We start from the raw sequence: 15408 nt of genomic DNA, 5'->3' as shown, positions 1-15408 counted from the left end.
GTGGAGAATGGCGCGAAGGCAGGAAAAAGAAAAAAAACAAAAACCAATTCGATATTTTGATTACAGCCTGCTGTTTTTGATTATCTTTCTGCTTTGTTTCGGTCTGGTGATGCTCTACAGCACGAGCTCTTACTATGGTTCCACGCGTTTCGGGGATACGGCGTATTATCTGAAAAAGCAGCTGTTTGCGACAAGTCTTGGAATCATAGCGATGATCATCGTCTCGAGAATCCCGTACCGGTTCTGGATGAGAGTGAGCGGTCTGGCGTATCTGATGGCGTTCGGACTGTGTACGGCGGTTATCTTTATCGGTACGGAAGCCAAAGGACAGGCGCGTTGGATCTACATCGGACCGCTTTCGTTCCAGCCATCCGAGTTTGCGAAGCTTGCGGTCATCATTTTCCTGGCGACGATCATCTATAAGACGTCGAAGCAGGTGGGGGATTTTAAGACGCTGGTCAAGGTCATGGCGATCGTGCTTCCCGTCGTCGGGGTGGTCGCATACAATAACTTAAGTACAGCGATTATTATCCTTGGCATCGCGGTGTGCATGCTGTTTGTGGCGAGCCCGAAATATTCGCATTTCCTGATTGTGGGAGGCGTGGTACTCGCAGTCGGCGTCATTTTTATCGCGCTTGCATCCTACCGCGCCGAGCGTATCCAGATCTGGCTGCACCCGGAAGAGTATGAAAAAGGTTATCAGACGCTGCAGGGACTCTATGCGATCGGTTCCGGCGGGCTGTTCGGCAAGGGACTCGGGGAGAGCATGCAGAAGCTCGGTTTTATCCCGGAGGCGCAGAACGATATGATCTTCTCCGTCATCTGTGAGGAGCTGGGACTTTTCGGCGCGATCTGCCTGATCCTTTTATACCTGCTGATTATCTGGAGATTTATGGTGATTGCGAACAATGCGGCGGATCTCTACGGGGCGCTGCTTGTGGTCGGCATTATGGCGCATATTTCCATCCAGGTGGTTTTAAATATTGCCGTTGTGACCAACACCATTCCGAACACCGGAATTTCCCTTCCGTTTGTCAGTTACGGTGGAACTTCCATTCTGTTTCTGCTCTCGGAAATGGGGCTTGCGCTGTCTGTGTCAAGGGGAATAAAGTTTGAGGTTACCTAAAGTATGATTAGAGAACAGAGAAAAAAGAAAAGAAGACGGAAAATCGGACTGACGGCTGCACTGATCCTTCTGATGCTTCTAGCGATTGCATTTCTGATTGTCTGGAAAGTATTTACGGTGGAGAATGTCGTGGTGGAGGGAAATGAACTCTATTCTTCCGAACAGATCGAGCAGCTGGTGTTAAATGATGAGTATTCGTGGAATTCTCTGTATGTTCTTCTGAAATACCGCATCAGGGATACCGGCAAGGTGCCTTTTGTCGACACGATGGAAGTGACGCTGGATGATCCGCACACGGTGCATGTCCTGGTATACGAAAAAGGAATTCTGGGCTGCTTTTACATTGACGCCATCGGGCAGTACGCCTATTTTGACAAGGATGGATTCGTCGTGGAGACTTCTTCGGACGAGATTGAGGATGTGCCAAAGATCACCGGAGTGACATGCGATGAGGTCGTGCTCTACGAGAAACTGCCGCTGGATCAGCCGGATGTGCTAAACAACCTTCTGAGCCTGACGCAGATTTTGAAAAAATACGACCTTCTGCCGCAGGAGATTCACTACGACAGCAGCTTAAAACCGACGCTGACCTACTATGGCATACAGGTTTCGATCGGTTCGGACGACTATCTGTCGCAGAAGATTGTGCGTCTGTCGGCGATCCTTCCGCAGCTTGCGGGAATGTACGGAACACTTCATCTGGACACATGGACACCGGACACCACAGATATTGTGTTTGACAGAGATTAGAAAATCCTTAATTTGTTCAAAAAAGTGAAAAAATTAGTTGATAAATTGAAAGAAAGAATATATTATATTGTATATGAGTTTATAAGCGGGCAGTATGGATTCTGCACTGCATTGAAAGACGATATACAGAACAGACGGTGTAGGAAGAGGAGCACCGGATGATTCTCTGATAGATGGTGTGTTTACATCCGTTTACCACAGGACATGAATTATGGGAGAGAATGAAGGAGGAACTACCTTGCTAGAGATTATGACGACAGAAGCAGATACCAGTGCGAAGATTATAGTCATCGGAGTTGGAGGAGCTGGTAACAATGCTGTAAATAGAATGATTGATGAAAATATCGGTGGAGTGGAGTTTATCGGGATCAACACGGATAAGCAGGCACTTACACTTTGCAAGGCACCGACCTTAATCCAGATTGGCGAGAAGCTGACGAAGGGACTTGGAGCCGGGGCACAGCCGGAGATCGGCGAGAAGGCAGCGGAAGAGAGTATGGAAGAGCTCTCCTCGGCAGTGAAGGGCGCCGACATGGTATTCGTTACCTGTGGTATGGGCGGCGGTACCGGTACAGGCGCAGCGCCGGTTGTAGCGAAGATCGCAAAAGAGCAGGGGATTCTGACGGTCGGAGTTGTGACAAAGCCGTTTAAGTTCGAGGCAAAACAGCGTATGGTCAATGCGCTTTCCGGTATCGACCGCTTGAAAGAGAGCGTTGATACTTTAATTGTGATACCGAATGACAAGCTTCTTGAGATCGTGGACAGACGTACCACGATGCCGGATGCATTGAAGAAGGCGGACGAGGTATTGCAGCAGGCAGTACAGGGTATTACAGACTTAATCAACCTGCCGGCACTCATCAACCTCGATTTCGCAGATGTGTCTACCGTCATGAAGGACAAGGGTATGGCTCACATCGGTATCGGTAATGCCAAGGGAGACGATAAGGCGATCGAGGCAGTCAAGCTTGCAGTTGCCAGCCCGCTGCTTGAGACAACCATCAACGGTGCTACCCACGTCATCATCAATATTTCCGGTGATATTTCTCTTATGGATGCGAATGATGCGGCAAGCTATGTACAGGATCTCGCAGGCGACAATGCCAACATCATCTTCGGTGCGAAGTACGATGAGTCCATGACCGATGAGGCTACGATCACCGTCATTGCGACAGGACTTGAGAATCCGGGCGCAACGAGCAAGATCATGCCGAAGTTGAATTATGCAACGCAGACACCGACCAGACCGGTATCCGGTTCTACACTCGGAAGAACCACAGGAACCGCTGCTCCGACCTATCAGCCGCAGGGAGGACATGGTACAGTAACACCGCCTCTGCCGGGTATCCAGAGACCGCGTCAGCCGGAGAGCACGGTGCAGCAGATGGACATCAAGATTCCGGATTTCCTGAAGAATTCACGCAAATAGAATTATAGTGACATAATATGAACTGCCATGTGTCAGTCCGATTACAGGACTTGCACATGGCAGTTTTTGTGTTGCAGGAAGATTATGTCGAACCAGGCAGATGACTCGCCGCATTATAGAGCGGACTTTTGACAAAAAAGGAGACGGCGGCATCGTATAATAGGTGGCATGTCAGAGAAAAACCGAGGTGAAAGGAAATATATGTATTTTATGCAGACGTATTTTTGATCCAGAATTTTCTCATGGATTTCCTTGCTGTTGCAGGGGCAAATCTTTTTTTGAAGAGATGCAGGAAAATGCGGTGGCTGCTGCTTGGGGCGGCTGTTTCCGCAGTGCTTGGGCTGTGCTGCATCCTGCTTTGCCGCAATTATCTGCTGTACTGCCTGCTCACGCATTTTCTCATCAACACACTGATGACGGTCATCTGTTTCGGGAGGTGTGACAGGAGGCAGTTCTTTGAGAACTGGGTGGCGGTGTATCTGGTGGTTCTTCTGCTCGGTGGGGCGTTAGAATGGCTGCAGGAGAGCGGTATTTTATCAAAAAGCAGAGGAGTAGCGATCGCGGCTGCAGTGACGGTAACGTGCGGTCTTCTGCGGTATCTTGGGAGAAGAAGAGCCTTTGGCAGCCATGTGCGCCGGGCATGGCTTGGAAAAGATGCGCGCCGGATGGCGTTAAGCGCTTACTGGGACAGCGGGAACCAGTTAAGAGATCCCTATACCGGGCAGCCGATCTGTATTTTGAGCTATAGTCTGGCGGAAAAATTTGTGGATCAGACAAAAGACAGAATCCGGTTTGTGCCGTACCGTGCTCTTGGAGCAGAGGACGGACTTCTTGCGGTGATGGATGTGGATGAGATGATACTGCAGGATGGCAGGCAGATGCGGCGGTATGAACATATGGCGGTTGGAATCGCACAGAAGGGGTTGCTTGAGGACAAAGAATATGACCTGATTCTGCATGCATCCCTGGGATGACAGTGAAGAAAGGAGCTTACATGTACATAAAATGGATGGTCCCGGATTACGGGATGCGGGGAATTTTGAACGGAATCGGACGCTTTTTGTTCGGGGAGAATGATGAGGTGCACTATATCGGCGGCGCGGAGGTGCTGCCGCCGCCGCTGGATGCAGGGGAGGAGAGCGTGTGCATCCGGATGCTTGCCACAGATGCGGCGGAGGAGGCGCGGAGAAAACTGATTGAACACAACCTGCGGTTGGTGGTATATATTGCAAAAAAGTTCGACAATACGGGAGTCGGCGTGGAGGATCTGATCTCGATCGGTACCATAGGTCTCATCAAAGCAATCAATACGTTCAATCCGGATAAAAACATCAAGCTGGCAACCTATGCGTCGCGCTGTATCGAAAATGAGATTCTGATGTATCTGCGCAGGAACAGCAAGACCAGGCTGGAGGTGTCCATCGACGAGCCGTTAAACGTGGACTGGGATGGAAACGAATTGCTGTTGTCGGATATTTTAGGAACGGATGAGGATGTGATCTACCGGGATATTGAGACGGATGTGGAGCGCTCGCTGCTCATGACAGCGATTGCCGGACTGACCGGCAGAGAGCGCATGATCATAGAATTGCGCTTCGGGTTGAACACGGCGGGAGGGGAGGAGAAAACGCAGAAGGAGGTGGCGGATATGCTGGGGATTTCCCAGTCTTACATATCGCGTCTTGAGAAAAAAATCATGGGACGCCTGAAGAAAGAAATTGTGCGCTTTGAGTAGTGCCGCCCGGGATTGTGAAAAAAGAGACATAGGAAAAGAATTGTAACCGCAGGGCATTGCGTGTATAATGGTCTTATCAAGAAAATGCTGGGGGGAATGCATATGAAGCTTGAATTTTTGGGGGCTGCACACGAGGTGACAGGAAGCTGTCATTATCTGGAGTTTGCGGATAAGCATGTACTGGTGGACTGCGGTATGGAACAGGGACCGGATCTGTATGTCAATCAGGAGATACCGGTGAACGCGTCGACGATCGACTATGTGTTTGTGACGCATGCGCACATCGATCATTCCGGTCTGCTTCCGATGTTATATAATCATGGCTTCCGCGGGCAGATTTTTACAACGACAGCGACACATCAGCTGTGTGAGATTATGCTCAAGGACAGCGCACATATCCAGATGTTTGAGGCGGAGTGGAAGAATCGCAAGGCGAAGCGCGCCGGGAAGCCGGAGGTCGTACCGCTCTACGATATGAATGATGCGGTGGGGGTTCTGGGACATTTTGTATCCTGCGATTACCACAGCGTGATCAACGTCTGTGAGGGCTTAAAAGTCCGGTTTGTGGATGCGGGACATCTGCTTGGATCTTCCAGTATTGAGATGTGGATCTCCGAGAACACCGGTGAGGGCGTGGAGGAGCGCAAGATCGTATTTTCCGGAGACATCGGACCGGGGAACCGCCCGCTCATCAAGGATCCGGAGTATCTTACGTCGGCGGATTACGTGGTCATGGAGTCGACCTACGGCGACCGCACGCATGAGACGCCGCCGGATTATGCCGTGGAGCTTGCCCGCGTGATCCGCGATACGTTTACGAGAGGCGGCAATCTGGTCATACCGGCGTTCTCGGTGGGACGTACGCAGGAGATGCTGTATTTTATCCGGCGGATCAAGACGGAGAATCTGCTTCCGGAATTCCAGAATTTTGAGGTGTATGTGGACAGTCCGCTCGCGGTGGAAGCCACCACGATTTTTGGCAAGAATGTGCAGGACTGCTTTGATGACACCGCGCTCGCGCTTGTGCAGCAGGGCATCAACCCGATCGGTTTTCCGGGGCTTCGGATGGCGATCACCAGCGACGAGTCGAAGATGATCAATTTTAACGACAAGCCGAAAGTCATTCTCTCTGCGTCCGGCATGTGCGAGGCGGGGCGGATCCGGCATCATCTGAAGCACAATCTATGGAGAAAGGATTCCACGATCCTGTTTGTCGGATATCAGGTTCCGGGCACGCTCGGGAATATGCTGTTAAACGGGGCAAAGGAAGTGAAGCTCTTTGGCGAGACGATCGAGGTGCAGGCGAAGATCGAGAACCTTCCGGGAATCAGCGGCCACGCGGACGTGAACCAGCTGACTAAATGGGTGAGCATGTTTGACCCGAAGCCGAAGCGCGTTTTTATCGTACATGGCGAAGACAAGGTGACGGAGCAGTTTGCGGCGCATATTCACGAGGAGCTGGGGCTGGAGGCTTACGCGCCCTTCAGCGGTGATGCGTTTGATCTGCTGACAGGCGCCTGTGTGGCACAGGGCTCCAGAGAGGCGGTGGAGAAGAAGAGTACCCGCGCAGTCAACAATATCTTTGCAAGACTTGTGGCAGCCGGCGAGCGCCTGATGACGGTGATCCGCAAGTGCGAGGGTATGCCGAACCGCGAACTTGGCAAATTTGCGGACCAGATCAATGAACTCTGCAACAAGTGGGAGCGGTAGGCATTACAGGGAGAGATAGGTGCGGATGGATTTTAAGGCGGATTTTTCAAGACGGCTGACCTGTGCCTGGGAGATGTGAATCTCCTCGGCGACTTCCATCTGTGTCTTTCCCTCGTAAAAGCGGAGGCGCAGGATGAAGTTCTCGCGCTCGTTCAGATGATTCATGGCGTCGTTTAGAGAGAGTTCTTCGATCCAGTTGTCCTCGCGGTTTTTTTTGTCACTGATCTGGTCCATGACGTAGAGGGTGTCTCCTCCGTCGGTATAGACCGGATCGTAGAGGCTGACAGGGCTCTGGATGGCATCCAGGGCGAAGACGATCTCCTCCTGGGTGAGACCGGAGACTTTTGCAATCTCTTCTAATGTCGGTTCCTTGCAGGAGGTTTTGGCAAGAATCTCGCGGGTGTGGATGGCTTTGTAGGCGGTGTCGCGCAGGGAACGGCTGACGCGGATCGAGTTGTTGTCACGCAGATACCGGCGGATCTCACCGATGATCATCGGAACCGCATAGGTGGAGAACTTTACGCCCAGTGCAGGATTGAAGTTGTCGATGGATTTGATCAGACCGATGCATCCGATCTGAAAGAGATCATCCACATTCTCGTGGTTTCCGGAAAAACGCTTGATCACACTTAAGACGAGGCGGAGGTTTCCCTTGATGTAGGTTTCGCGGGCAGTGGCATCTCCCTGTTTGATGCGTGTGAAGAGAGCGTCCTTTTCCTCTTCTTTTAAAACAGGCAGCTTCGCGGTGTTGACACCGCAGATTTCAACTTTGTATGAAGACATGATGCGTTTCCTCCGGTTTGATTTTCTGTTAAAAAGCATGCTTCATTCGGGGCGTTTTTATACAGAAAATTTTCAGCAGGAAATGCAAAATGTTATGGAAGTACGGCAGAATTTGTAGTATAAATAAATTAGAAAATAAGTGGGGCAGGTCGACAGTATATGTTGGATAGAATCGATGAGAGAGACAAGCAGGAACGGATGCACCGCAGTATTGTAAAATACTGGAATGTGAATTATATACCGACACCGTATGCGGAGCCAAAGGAAGAACAGACCGGGGAGAAAGAGGATGCGGTTACCGGGCAGCAGCTTCCTGTGGAGCCGGAGCTGACAGTCAGCTCGGCGAATTACGGCAATGAGGAAGTGACCGATGAGGTGACAAAAGGGCAGATCGACAAGATTCTTCATGAGAAGACGGAGGCGATCCGCAGCCTGATCGAGCAGAACAAGCAGACGGAAGAGGAGCAGGATATCCCTGAAGAGATGGCATCCGCGCCAATACAGCATATAATAGAATAAGAACAGATACCGGAGACATTTATGGCAGAGATAACACTGCGTAAATACCATGGGCTGGGAAATGATTATTTGATCTACGATCCGAATCGCAATGCATGTGAATTGCAGGAAAGGCAGGTGGAAGCACTTTGCCGGCGCAATTTGGGAGTCGGAGCAGACGGCATTCTCTATGGCCCTTTTTTTGATGGGGACAAAATGCGGGTGCGCATTTTCAACCCGGACGGGAGTGAGGCGGAGAAGAGCGGAAACGGTATCCGCATTTTTTCCAAATATTTAAAAGATATGGGGTATGTGACAGAGGAGAGCTATGTGCTGCACACAAAAGCGGGTGAGACCAGGGTGACGTTTTTAAACGAGCAGGGCGATCTCATGCGCGTGGACATGGGATACCCGGAGTTTGTGGCAAAGGAAATCCCGGTGGTCGGGTTTGAGGGGGAGATTGTCAACGAGGCGATCTTTTTTGGCGATAATTTCTATAACGCGACCTGCGTCTCCCTGGGAAATCCAAATTGTGTGCTGATGCTCGAGGAGGTCAGCCAGAAAAAAGCGATGCAGCTTGGCCCGTATGTGGAAAATTCCAGATATTTTCCGAACCGTATCAACATGCAGCTCTGTCAGGTGCTCGACCGGGAAAATATTCAGATCGAGATCTATGAGCGCGGCGCGGGTTATACATACGCGTCGGGAACAGGAGCCTGTGCAGCGGCTGCCGCATCGCACAAGATGGGATTTGTCGGCGACCGTGTGACGGTGCATATGCACGGCGGGGAGCTTCTGGTGGAATTTGCCCGGGACGGCAGAATTGACATGACAGGACCGGTGGTTTATATTGGGAGCATTACGCTCGCGGAGCAGTTTTTTGCGTGAAAAATTTTACGGGAGAAATTTTGCCGTTGCCTTTTTTGGCAGACTGTGATAAAATGTCAGACGTTGCGTAGCCCATAAAAACAAGGTCTAAGCGGGCTTGCCGCCGATTTCCGGCGTTAAATGAATCGAGTGTTCGAGACCTTCCACTCGTAAAACAAAACTAAAGGAGAACAGAATATGAGAAACTCTAAGGTACAATTCATTGTGCACGCTGCGATGATTGCAGCAATCTATGTCGTGCTGACCTATTTTATCAGTGCGTTCAACCTGGCATCGGGAGCCATTCAGGTCCGGATTTCCGAGGCGCTGACCATTCTGCCGTACTTTACACCGGCAGCAATTCCGGGACTGTTTGTGGGATGTCTGCTTGCCAACCTTCTGACGGGAGCAGCCATCTATGATGTGATCTTCGGCAGTCTGGCGACGCTGCTCGGCGCAGTCGGAACATATCTGCTCCGCAAGCACAAGTTTTTATGCACGCTCGCGCCGGTGGTATCAAATATCATCATCATTCCGCTGGTACTCCGCTACGGATATGGACTTACCATGGAATATGGCGGAAGAGACTGGTCGATTCCGTTTTACATGCTGACCGTCGGAGCGGGAGAGATCATCTGCTGCTGTGTGCTTGGAACGATTCTTTTGAATGCACTCGCAAAAGTGCGCAATGCAATCTTTAAAAAAGAGGATTAGATTAGAAAACACCAGCTATAGGAATAACCTATAACTGGTGCTTTTTTTTTCATATTAGACAGGTTGGTTTTCTCATGTTATCATCAGATTATCAACAGACAGAACTTCCAAAATGAAAATAAAAGGAGAAACATAACATGGGAAAAGCATTAAAGGACAGAAAGTTAAAATTTGAGACATTACAGCTTCACGTAGGACAGGAGGAGGCAGATCCGGTGACCGGAGCGAGAGCAGTGCCGATCTACCAGACATCTTCTTATGTATTTAACAACAGTGAGCATGCGGCGGCGCGTTTCGGACTGACCGATGCGGGAAATATCTATGGCAGATTAACAAACCCGACCGAGGATGTCTTCGAGCAGAGAATCGCAGCTTTGGAGGGCGGTGTGGCAGCGCTTGCCGTGGCTTCCGGTGCGGCGGCGATCGCCTATACACTCCAGAATCTGGCGCATGCTGGCGAGCACATCGTGGCTGCAAACAACATCTACGGCGGCACCTACAATCTATTGGCACATACATTCCCGGAGTATGGTATCACGACAACTTTCGTCGATCCATTCAATTACGACGAGGTGGAGCAGGCAATCCAGGAGAACACCAGAGCGATCCACATTGAGACGCTCGGCAACCCGAACTCGGACGTTGTGGATATTGAGAAGATCGCAGCGATCGCGCATGCGCATCAGATTCCGCTGGTTGTGGACAACACTTTTGCAACGCCGTATCTGGTCCGCCCGCTTGAGTACGGAGCAGATATTGTCGTTCACTCGGCAACCAAGTTTATCGGCGGACACGGAACAGCCATCGGCGGCGTGATCGTGGACGGCGGAAAGTTTGACTGGGAGGCAAGCGGCAAGTTCCCGTCCTTGACGGAGCCGAATCCGAGCTACCACGGCATCAGTTTTACAAAGGCGGCAGGACCGGCAGCGTTCGTCACAAAGATCCGCGCCATTTTACTGCGCGACACCGGTGCAACCATCTCTCCATTCCACTCTTTCCTGTTTTTACAGGGACTTGAGACATTGTCGCTGCGTGTGGAGCGCCATGTGGAGAATGCATTAAAGGTCGTAGAATATCTGAACAACAACCCGAAGGTGGAGAAGGTGCATCATCCGTCGGTATCGGAGGATCCGGTGCAGCAGGCACTCTACAAAAAATATTTTCCGAACGGCGGCGGTTCGATCTTTACGTTCGAGATCAAGGGAGATGAGCAGACTGCAAAGGATTTCATCGATCATCTGGAGCTGTTCTCTCTGCTTGCCAATGTGGCGGATGTGAAGTCGCTCGTGATTCATCCGGCATCCACGACACATTCCCAGCTTACGACGGAGGAACTGTTAGAGCAGGGCATCAAGCCGAACACGATCCGTCTGTCGATCGGAACGGAGAATGTGGACGATATTATTGAAGATCTTGCGGAGGCATTTGCGGCAGTATGAGATTATTGATTGTACGGCACGGGGATCCGGATTATGAGCATGACACCCTGACGGAAAAGGGGTGGCGCGAGGCAGAGCTTTTGGCAGAACGCCTGTCAAAGCTTAATGTCAAGGAGTTTTATGTGTCGCCGCTCGGGCGGGCGAAGGATACGGCGTCCCTGACGTTACAGAAGATGAACCGCGAGGCAAACGAATGTCTGTGGCTCAGGGAGTTCGACACGAAGATCGACCGACCGGATTGCCCGGATCGAAAGTCGATTGCCTGGGACTGGCTGCCGGAGGACTGGACGAGAGAAGAGGAGTTCTTCCGGCGTGACCTGTGGGCGACACAGCAGGCTATGCGTGGGGGACTGGCTCCCGGCGCGCATGAGGGAAACGGCGTCCGTGTGCAAAAGAAACCGGACGGTGGCGTAGGTGCAGAGTATGCCTGGGTGGTATCAAACTTTGATGCCCTGCTGGCGGAGCACGGCTATGTGCGCGAGGGCGACATCTACCGTGTCGCACAGGCGAACCGCGATACGCTTGTGTTCTTCTGCCACTTCGGACTGGAGTGTGTGCTGCTGTCGCACCTGATGAATGTGTCACCGATGATTCTGTGGCATCACACCTGCGCGGCGCCGACGTCCGTCACTACGGTGTATACCGAGGAGCGCCGTCCCGGCGTGGCATCTTTCCGTGTCTGCGGGTTCGGAGATACCTCACATTTGTATGCGGGTGGCGAGTCTCCTGCATTTTCGGGAAGATTTTGTGAGACCTATGCGTGTGATGAGGAACGGCACGATTAGAAAACAGAAGGAATTGTCATAATAAGCATAGAATTCTTTTGGGTAATTAGTAATATTATTAGAAGATCACACCGTGGGATTTCAGATGAAAATGCAGAGGGAAATTCGTTGGAGAAAAATGTGAGCATTTCTTCCGGCTGAATGTCTGCATCGGATTTCGTGTCTCTTCTACGTTTGGACAATCCGACGGGTGCATGTCCGACACACCGGAGACAATGGGCGGACTTTTTAGACCTGTTAAGAGATGTCAACACAATTTTTGATTTTTTTGCATAAGAAATAGGCCTGATTATTCAGGCTTTTTTCTTATGCAACTATACTATATTCTTATATATTTCCATTACTCTTGCATAATAGATTTGCAAAAACTTATTTAAACCGGCTATTTTGGCTTGTTTCTTACTTTTTCCTTCATTCTCTTTTTTAATTATAAAATCATAGACACGAGTATCTGTTTTGGGCGGATGGGATTTCAGACTTTTCATAACCTCATAACCGGTTTTCCTTAATGCACTGTTTCCGCGTTTGCTTATTCTACGTTTGGTGCCGGTATATTGTCCTGATTGATAAGGCGGAGCATCAATTCCCGCATAAGCAACTAATGCTTTGCCATTATGGAAACGTCGAACGTCTCCAATGTCAGCTATAAACCTTACACATAACTTTTCACCCATGCCTCCCATTTGGCGTATCGTTTGATATTCTGGTAAAGTCTTTGCAAGATTTTGCATTTGTGATAATATTTGTTCTAGAGCATAACCTAATTGGCTTACTTGCTCTGTTGCTACTTCCATACAGAGTCTGGTTGAAGGGAACTCTGTTGGTAGTGTAGGGATACCGTCTTCCGCCAAGTGAAAAAGCTCGTCTGCCTTTTCTGATTGGAAACGGTATCCTTTTTCTTTACACCATTGCTTATAATTCTCTCGAAAAATTTCTTTTCCCATGCTTTTTATCATATCAACATGATAGAATTCTTTGGCAAAATCCACATATTTCACTTTTGAGAATTGAACACTGCTTGCTGTATCCAGCGCTTCTTTGAAACCAGGAAGCATCTCATCCATCAAATGTATTACATTCTGTTTAGCAACAATCAAAAGCTTTATGTATGTCTGATACTGCTTGGATAATAGACTTAATTCTGTGTAGCAGCTTGGATGAAATTTATATGGTTTCAGTTCACTCCAGTATGCCAAACCGTACTTTGCTAATTTTTTTGCATCAAGCGGATCTGTTTTTGCGCCATGCAGCATAATGCGTGAAAATTGTCGTATAATATATGCATTTTCAACACATACAAAAAAGCCTTTTTGATACAGAAATTGTGCAACCGGAAGATGATAATGCCCTGTTGATTCCATTACAATACGAATTTCTCCATCAAGTGATCCGATGTAATCAGCTAACATTGACATTTCTTCTACGGTATGCAAAACTTCAAACGATTCCTTAATAATCGTATTAGGATGTATCATGGCACAGACAGTGCTTTTCCCTTTTGATACATCGATTCCTACACTTACTATTTGTTTCATGCAAATCCTCCTTTTCTCCGCCAGACTTATTACCATTCAGACTTGTTCGTTACACGGATGTATTTAATCCAACCTGTTTAAACGAATGCTTATAATAAGAGGCGGAATAAACTCTAAAAAACGGGAGCTATGTCCCACCGCACTAGCCTTATCCGCCTTTTATTATAATAAAAATAAGCATGCGGATACATACATAATGTATCTACATGCTTATAGTACAAGCCGCACTAGTTGTACTCCCTCATAGACAATATAAAACCGCGCGAACCGAAACTCGTTGTCATCTGCTATTAAAAATATGGCAGATGGCAATTCAGACATCGGCTTCGCGCGGTTATGTTTTATTGCGGGAGTACAGGCAAGTGCGGCACAAAAGTCCTACAAATTGTCTCCCGGGATGCGGACATGACCCGCGGAGTGCTCCAAACTTGGAAAAACACGGATCATCGAAGATGCAGACATCAGGCTGGCTAGAAATGCCACATTTTTTGAACCGAATTTCCATCTGTATTTCCACATGAAATCCACAAGTGCGTTTCTTATAATATTATTGCTTATTAAAGCATGATATGCTTATTGTGACAGTTCCTTTGTGTGATAGGAAATATGTAACCTGCAGTTACATGGAAATCCACCCGAATGCATTGGCAACTGAGCTTGCAAGAATGATCATGGTGAAAACCGGGCATAAGTATTTGATCATCAAAACAAAAATCTTTTTCCGGCGGAAGGTGCCTTCCCCGTGCAGGATTTCTTCCTCCATGCGATCGATTCCGATTACCCTGGATACAAGAAGGCTTGTCATCAAGGCAGCGACCGGCATCATCACGGAGTTGGTCAGAAAATCAAAGAAATCCAGAAACTGCATGCCGATGATCCGGATGTTTGCTAACGGACCATAACCTAAGGAGGAGAGGCTTCCGAGCGCAATCATGATCACGCCGACCAGGACGGTGGATTTCCTGCGGTTCCATCCAAGTTCGTCCTCAAAGGTAGAGACCGCGCTTTCTGTCAGTGCAATCGAACTTGTCACAGCGGCAAAAAGCACCAGCAGAAAGAACAGGATACCAACGAAAGTGCCGAGTCCCATATTGGCAAATACTTTTGGAATCGTGATGAACATCAGCGCCGGACCCGCCTGCAGCGTGTCCGGATCGCCGCCTGAAAATGCAAATACCGCGGGGATAATCATAAGTCCTGCCATAATCGCGATGGCAGTATCAAAAATTTCGACGTTCTTGGTCGATCCCTCGATGGAAGTTTCCTTTTTCATATAAGAACCGAAGGTAATTAAGATTCCCATGGCGATGGAGAGTGAATAAAACATCTGCCCCATGGCTGTAACAACAGTCATCCACGAAAAATTCGCCGGATTCGGTACAAGAAAATATTTCACGCCGGCAAGCGCTCCAGGTCTTGTCACAGAATAAACGGCAATGATCACGGACAGTACGACAAGAACCGGCATCATAAGCTTGGAAACACGTTCCACTCCGTTACGGACTCCTGCAAAAATAATAACCAGCGTAAACATACAGAAGAGAACGAAACAGAGCTCCGTCGATGCGCCGTCTGAGATAAAGGCGGAAAAATAACCGTCTTCTGCAAGCTTAGCCCCGTCTCCGCGGATGTATTCAAGCAGGTATTTGATGACCCATCCTCCGATTACAGAGTAGTAGGGGACAATCAGGATCGGAATAATAGCGTTGATCCATCCGCCGAAGGAAAGCCATTTTTTTGTCCCGAAGGACTGGAAAGCACTGACTGGACTTTTGCGCGTCATCCGCCCCAGGGCACTTTCTGCGACGATCATGGTGTAGCCGAATGTGAGCGCTAACAGAATGTAGATGAGAAGAAAGATTCCGCCGCCGTATTTAGCAGCCAGATACGGGAATCTCCAGATATTTCCGAGACCTACGGAGGCGCCTGCGGCGGAGAGTACAAAGCCTATTTTTCCTGAGAAGGAACTTCTGTTGTCTTTAGAATTCATAATTTTATCCTCTTTGATGTATTGTGTGTAATGAGAGCACACAAAGC

General features: G+C 49.2%; 14 protein-coding genes. 11 read left to right on the top strand and 3 right to left on the bottom strand.

Features of this window, described 5'->3' with window-relative positions:
- Positions 1-7: 7 nt before the first annotated feature.
- The 6 genes from ftsW to RHOM_RS08960 all read left to right on the top strand — a co-directional run bounded on the left by ftsW (position 8) and on the right by RHOM_RS08960 (position 6750).
- The gene (gene ftsW, locus RHOM_RS08985) at positions 8-1126 is read left to right on the top strand and encodes a putative lipid II flippase FtsW (protein WP_014079985.1); all 1119 of its coding nucleotides are present in this window, start codon (positions 8-10) and stop codon (positions 1124-1126) included.
- 3 nt (positions 1127-1129) lie between these two features.
- Positions 1130-1876 (top strand): cell division protein FtsQ/DivIB, encoded by a 747-nt coding sequence (locus tag RHOM_RS08980; RefSeq protein ID WP_014079984.1) that lies wholly within the window; start codon positions 1130-1132, stop codon positions 1874-1876.
- 250 nt (positions 1877-2126) lie between these two features.
- Positions 2127-3305: a cell division protein FtsZ gene (gene ftsZ, locus RHOM_RS08975; RefSeq protein ID WP_014079983.1), complete on the top strand. Its 1179-nt coding sequence runs from the start codon at positions 2127-2129 to the stop codon at positions 3303-3305.
- A 197-nt stretch (positions 3306-3502) separates the two neighbouring features.
- A complete protein-coding gene (locus RHOM_RS08970; RefSeq protein WP_278244840.1) occupies positions 3503-4279 on the top strand; it encodes a sigma-E processing peptidase SpoIIGA in 777 nt (258 codons plus the stop codon).
- 20 nt (positions 4280-4299) lie between these two features.
- Positions 4300-5040 (top strand): RNA polymerase sporulation sigma factor SigE, encoded by a 741-nt coding sequence (gene sigE, locus RHOM_RS08965; RefSeq protein WP_014079981.1) that lies wholly within the window; start codon positions 4300-4302, stop codon positions 5038-5040.
- A gap of 102 nt (positions 5041-5142) precedes the next feature.
- Positions 5143-6750, top strand: a complete 1608-nt coding sequence (locus RHOM_RS08960; RefSeq protein ID WP_014079980.1) for an MBL fold metallo-hydrolase RNA specificity domain-containing protein — start codon at positions 5143-5145, stop codon at positions 6748-6750.
- A gap of 3 nt (positions 6751-6753) precedes the next feature.
- Here the strand turns inward: RHOM_RS08960 and sigG are convergent, their stop codons facing one another.
- Positions 6754-7533: an RNA polymerase sporulation sigma factor SigG gene (gene sigG / locus RHOM_RS08955; RefSeq protein WP_014079979.1), complete on the bottom strand. Its 780-nt coding sequence runs from the start codon at positions 7531-7533 to the stop codon at positions 6754-6756.
- A 159-nt stretch (positions 7534-7692) separates the two neighbouring features.
- Between sigG and RHOM_RS08950 the strand changes: the two genes are divergently transcribed.
- The 5 genes from RHOM_RS08950 (at position 7693) to RHOM_RS08930 (ending at position 11836) form a co-directional block, all read left to right on the top strand.
- The gene (locus RHOM_RS08950; protein WP_014079977.1) at positions 7693-8052 is read left to right on the top strand and encodes a hypothetical protein; all 360 of its coding nucleotides are present in this window, start codon (positions 7693-7695) and stop codon (positions 8050-8052) included.
- A 21-nt stretch (positions 8053-8073) separates the two neighbouring features.
- A complete protein-coding gene (gene dapF, locus RHOM_RS08945) occupies positions 8074-8919 on the top strand; it encodes a diaminopimelate epimerase (protein WP_014079976.1) in 846 nt (281 codons plus the stop codon).
- A gap of 177 nt (positions 8920-9096) precedes the next feature.
- Positions 9097-9612, top strand: coding sequence for a QueT transporter family protein (locus RHOM_RS08940; protein WP_014079975.1), 516 nt, complete (start codon positions 9097-9099; stop codon positions 9610-9612).
- Between the two features lie 137 nt (positions 9613-9749).
- Positions 9750-11051 (top strand): O-acetylhomoserine aminocarboxypropyltransferase/cysteine synthase family protein, encoded by a 1302-nt coding sequence (locus RHOM_RS08935; protein WP_014079974.1) that lies wholly within the window; start codon positions 9750-9752, stop codon positions 11049-11051.
- Positions 11048-11836: a histidine phosphatase family protein gene (locus tag RHOM_RS08930; RefSeq protein WP_014079973.1), complete on the top strand. Its 789-nt coding sequence runs from the start codon at positions 11048-11050 to the stop codon at positions 11834-11836. The genes RHOM_RS08935 and RHOM_RS08930 overlap by 4 nt, the downstream gene beginning before the upstream one ends.
- Positions 11837-12150: 314 nt before the next feature.
- Here the strand turns inward: RHOM_RS08930 and RHOM_RS08925 are convergent, their stop codons facing one another.
- Positions 12151-13371 (bottom strand): IS110 family RNA-guided transposase, encoded by a 1221-nt coding sequence (locus tag RHOM_RS08925; protein WP_014078619.1) that lies wholly within the window; start codon positions 13369-13371, stop codon positions 12151-12153.
- A 619-nt stretch (positions 13372-13990) separates the two neighbouring features.
- Positions 13991-15361, bottom strand: a complete 1371-nt coding sequence (locus RHOM_RS08920) for a sodium-dependent transporter (protein ID WP_014079972.1) — start codon at positions 15359-15361, stop codon at positions 13991-13993.
- Between the last annotated feature and the right edge of the window lie 47 nt (positions 15362-15408).

Origin of the sequence: Roseburia hominis A2-183, from assembly GCF_000225345.1 — a bacterium.
GTDB classification, from domain to species: Bacteria; Bacillota; Clostridia; order Lachnospirales; family Lachnospiraceae; genus Roseburia; species Roseburia hominis.
The sequence above is the reverse complement of the archived record's forward strand: the minus strand, read 5'-3'. Positions and strand labels throughout refer to the sequence as shown.